The organism is Amaricoccus sp. (assembly GCF_036846665.1).
In the GTDB taxonomy this organism is placed as follows: domain Bacteria; phylum Pseudomonadota; class Alphaproteobacteria; order Rhodobacterales; family Rhodobacteraceae; genus Amaricoccus.
In genome coordinates, this window is the sequence record NZ_DAIUBO010000274.1 from 1 (window position 1) to 4,443 (window position 4,443).

Annotated in this window: 2 protein-coding genes and 1 tRNA gene; all 3 read left to right on the plus strand. The window is 68.5% G+C overall.

Features of this window, described 5'->3' with window-relative positions; all coding sequences use genetic code 11:
* Window positions 1–403: 403 nt before the first annotated feature.
* The 3 genes from V7050_RS18455 to V7050_RS18465 all read left to right on the plus strand — a co-directional run bounded on the left by V7050_RS18455 (window position 404) and on the right by V7050_RS18465 (window position 4,078).
* On the plus strand, window positions 404–1,333 hold the full coding sequence (locus V7050_RS18455; protein ID WP_324369981.1) for a 3-keto-5-aminohexanoate cleavage protein: 930 nt from the start codon (window positions 404–406) through the stop codon (window positions 1,331–1,333).
* Between the two features lie 163 nt (window positions 1,334–1,496).
* Window positions 1,497–3,911: an endopeptidase La gene (gene lon / locus V7050_RS18460; protein WP_324369979.1), complete on the plus strand. Its 2,415-nt coding sequence runs from the start codon at window positions 1,497–1,499 to the stop codon at window positions 3,909–3,911.
* A gap of 92 nt (window positions 3,912–4,003) precedes the next feature.
* Window positions 4,004–4,078, plus strand: a tRNA-Val gene (locus V7050_RS18465).
* Window positions 4,079–4,443: the final 365 nt, after the last annotated feature.

The window sequence follows — 4,443 nt, forward strand, 5'->3', positions numbered from 1 at the left end:
CGATGCCCCCGCCGATGATGATGACGTCCGCGGGCATCCGGGCGGCTCAGCGGGGGGGGGGGGGCCCGGTGGCCCGGGGGGGCTCGCGGACCCTGGAGGGAAGGGCCAGGGGCCCGCCGGCACCGGCCCTCCGCATCCCGGGCGCGAGCGCCGGGACGGCATCCTTCCAGGTCACGGTCATTGCGATGGCCCCTCCGGTTCGACGACCCGGCTCTATCCCGCCGCAGGGCCCGCCTCAATCCCCCAGACGGGCGAAGGATCGGGCCGGAAGGGTGCTGGCTTCGCCGACCTTCTTCGCGAGAGAGCGTTTGAATTGGCGGCGCCCGGTGGCGCATAGCTTGGCCGGGCCCTCCGGATCGTCGCGGAGGGGTGTCGACCCGGGATGGCGAGGAGGAGAGGTTTCATGGCGACCCGCCGCAAGGTCATCGTCAGCTGCGCGCTGACCGGTGCGATCCACACGCCCTCGATGTCGCCGCATCTGCCGGTGACGCCCGAGGAGATCGTCGCCGAGGGACGGCGCGCGGCGGAGGCCGGGGCCGCGATCCTGCACGTCCATGCCCGCGACCCGCGGACCGGGCGCCCCGACCAGTCCGTCGCCGCCTTCGGGCGGATCCTGCCCGGGCTCAAGGCGACGGGCGCGGTGATCAACGTGACCACCGGCGGCGCTCCCTACATGACGGTCGCGGAGCGGGTGGCGCCGGCGGCGCATTTCGCGCCCGAGCTCGCCTCGCTCAACATGGGCTCGATGAACTTCGGCCTCTATCCGATGCAGGCGCGCTATCCGCATCTCGCGCAGGATTGGGAGAACGAGCATCTGGAGAATTCCCGCGATCTGGTTTTCCGCAATACCTTCAAGGACATCGAGTTCGTGCTTTCCACCTGCGGCGGCAACGGCACCCGCTTCGAGTTCGAATGCTACGACATCGGCCATCTCTATTCGCTGCGCCACATGCTCGACCGCGGCAAGGTGGCGGGCCGGCTCTTCGTGCAATCGGTCTTCGGGCTGCTCGGCGGCATCGGCGCGCATCCCGAGGACGTGCAGATGATGCGCCGCACCGCCGACCGGCTCTTCGGCGAGGGCTACGCATGGTCGGTGCTCGGCGCGGGCGCGAACCAGCTCCGCATCGGCGCGATGGCGGCGGCCATGGGCGGGCATGTCCGCGTCGGGCTCGAGGATTCGCTCTGGGTCGGGCCGGGCGAGCCGGCGACGTCCTCGGCCGACCAGGTCGCGCGGATAAGGCTCGTCCTCGACGGCCTCGGCCTCGACCCCGCGACCCCCGACGAGGCCCGCGCCATGCTCGGGCTGAAGGGCGGCGAGGCGGTGGGATTCTAGCGCAGGGGCTTCGGCGGCCCCCGGGGCGCCTTGCGCCGGCCATGGGCGCGGGGCAAGATGCGGGACGCTTGAAAGCAGGCTGGGGCAGGGCCATTTGCTCCACGAGAAAGCGTTCCGCGGCCGCATTCGGGGCGGGGGGCTTTGCTGGGAAAAGGACAAACACATGAGTGAACCGAGCAGTTCGACCCATCCTGTTCTGCCACTGCGCGACATCGTGGTGTTTCCGCACATGATCGTGCCGCTCTTCGTCGGCCGCGAGAAATCCGTGCGCGCGCTGGAAGCGGTGATGAAGGACGACAAGCAGATCCTTCTGGCGAGCCAGAAGGATCCCTCCGAGGACGAGCCGCGGGCCGCGGGCATCTTCCGCGTCGGCGTGCTGGCCAATGTGCTGCAGCTCCTGAAGCTGCCCGACGGCACCGTGAAGGTGCTGGTGGAGGGCAAGAGCCGCGTCCGGATCACCGAATTCGTGGCCAATTCCGCCTATTTCGAGGCGGTCGCCGAGCCCGTCGCGGAGACCGAGCGGGATCCCGCGGCGATCAAGGCGCTGAGCCGTGCCGTGGTCGAGGAATTCGAGCGCTACGCCAAGCTCAACCGCAACATCCCCGACGAGGCCGTCACGGCGGTCGCCGAGGACATGGCGCCGGCCAAGCTCGCGGATACCATCGCGGGCCATCTCGGCGCCAAGCTCGAGGAGAAGCAGAAGCTGCTCGAGGAGCCCGACGTGGGCGAGCGGCTCGAGGTGATCTACGGCATGATGCAGGGCGAGATGTCGGTCCTGCGCGTCGAGAAGAAGATCAAGAGCCGGGTGAAGAACCAGATGGAGCGCACCCAGCGGGAATATTACCTCAACGAGCAGATGAAGGCGATCCAGCGCGAGCTGGGCGGCGGCGGCGAGGGCGAGGGCCACGACGACGCCACCGAGTTCGAGGAGCGCATCGGCAAGACCAAGCTCTCCAAGGAAGCCCGCGAGAAGGCGCTGGCGGAGGTCAAGAAGCTCCGCTCCATGTCGCCGATGTCCGCCGAGGCCACGGTGGTGCGCAACTATCTCGAATGGATGCTGTCGATCCCCTGGGGCAAGAAGAGCCGCATCCGCAAGGATCTCGGCCTCGCCCAGAAGGTGCTCGACGACGACCATTACGGGCTGGAGAAGGTCAAGGACCGCATCATCGAGTTCCTGGCGGTGCAGTCGCGTTCCGACAAGCTGCGCGGGCCGATCCTCTGCCTCGTCGGGCCTCCCGGCGTGGGCAAGACCTCGCTCGGCAAGTCGGTGGCCAAGGCCACGGGGCGCGAGTTCATCCGCATCTCGCTCGGCGGCGTCCGGGACGAGGCGGAGATCCGCGGGCATCGGCGGACCTATATCGGCTCGATGCCCGGCAAGATCATCCAGTCGATGAAGAAGGCCAAGACCGTCAACCCGCTCATCCTGCTCGACGAGGTCGACAAGATGGGCCAGGACTTCCGCGGCGATCCGGCCAGCGCCATGCTCGAGGTGCTCGACCCCGAGCAGAACGCGACCTTCGCGGATCACTACCTGGAGGTGGAATACGACCTCTCGAACGTGATGTTCATCACCACGGCGAACACCTACAACATGCCGCGGCCGCTCCTGGATCGCATGGAGATCATCTCGATCTCGGGCTATACCGAGGACGAGAAGGTCGAGATCGCCAAGCAGCACCTGCTCGCCAAGCAGTTGAAGGGGCACGGGCTGAAGGCCGGCGAGTTCGAGCTGACCGACGCGGCGCTGCGCGACACCGTGCGCTACTATACCCGCGAGGCCGGGGTGCGGAACCTCGAGCGCGAGATCGCCAAGCTCTGCCGCAAGGCGGTGACGGAGATCGTCAAGGGCAAGGTGGAGAAGCTCGTCGTCACGCCCGAGAACCTCGAGGAATTCCTCGGGGTGCGCCGCTTCAAATACGGCCTGGCCGAGGAAGCCGACCAGGTGGGCGTGGCGACGGGGCTCGCCTGGACCGAGGTGGGCGGGGATCTGCTCTCGATCGAGGCGCTGAAGCTGCCGGGCAAGGGCCGGATGAAGACCACCGGCACGCTGGGCGACGTGATGAAGGAATCGATCGACGCCGCCTCCTCCTGGGTGCGGTCGAAATCGCCTGCGCTCGGGATCCGGCCGCCCCTGTTCGAGACGGCGGACATCCATGTGCACGTGCCCGAGGGCGCGACGCCCAAGGACGGCCCTTCGGCGGGCATCGCGATGGTCACCTCCATCGTCTCGGTGCTGACCGGCATCCCGGTGCGCCGCGACGTGGCGATGACCGGCGAGGTGACGCTGCGCGGCAACGTGCTGCCGATCGGCGGGCTGAAGGAGAAGCTGCTGGCGGCGCTCCGGGGCGGCATCACCACGGTGCTGATCCCGGCCGACAACGTGAAGGATCTGCGCGAGATCCCGGACAACGTGAAGAACGGGCTGGAACTGATCCCGGTCTCGAACGCCACGGAGGTCCTGAAGCACGCGCTGACCCGGGCGCCCGAGCCGATCGAATGGGACGAGGCCGCGGAGGCGGCCAAGCTCCAGCCGCCGCCGGGCGCTGCGGGCGACAACATGGCGCCCCCGGCGCATTGATGTGAAAGGCGCGGGCCGTCCCTCGTGGCGGCCCGTATTGCGTGCGGCGCCTCTTGCGGCGGCGCGGCAATGCCGCTATCAGGCGCACCGGCGGGCGATTAGCTCAGTGGTAGAGCGCTTCGTTCACATCGAAGATGTCGGCAGTTCGAACCTGTCATCGCCCACCATCTCCCCTCCCGGCTTTCCGGCGATCCGCCGCCCTGCGGGTGCTGCCGCCGGGCCGGGCGTTCGGCCCCTTCTGCGGGCGTCCCCATGGGGACAGGCTGTAACGCATTAAGAAACAAGGGAAAATGTGTTAACGCGGCGAAATCGTCGCGGCGAGCTTGGTCCCGCGCAAATGCCCGAGCCAAAGGTCGGGGTGGAATGGACCGCGGGGATGATTGCGAACTTCGGGTGCTCGCTTTTGACCGGGGCCTGCCGGCCGCGGCGATGCCGCCTTCCCCCGCGGATTTGGCGGACTACCCGCCGACGGTGAAACCCGACCCCCCTCGGCCTCCGCGCTCGCGCGCGTCCCTCCGACGAACCGGCGCGA

What these genes read in the sequence shown, in the direction of transcription:
- V7050_RS18455 (WP_324369981.1), top strand. Translation starts at nt 404, where the DNA reads ATGGCGACCCGCCGCAAGGTCATCGTCAGCTGCGCGCTGACCGGTGCG.
- lon (WP_324369979.1), top strand. Translation starts at nt 1,497, where the DNA reads ATGAGTGAACCGAGCAGTTCGACCCATCCTGTTCTGCCACTGCGCGAC.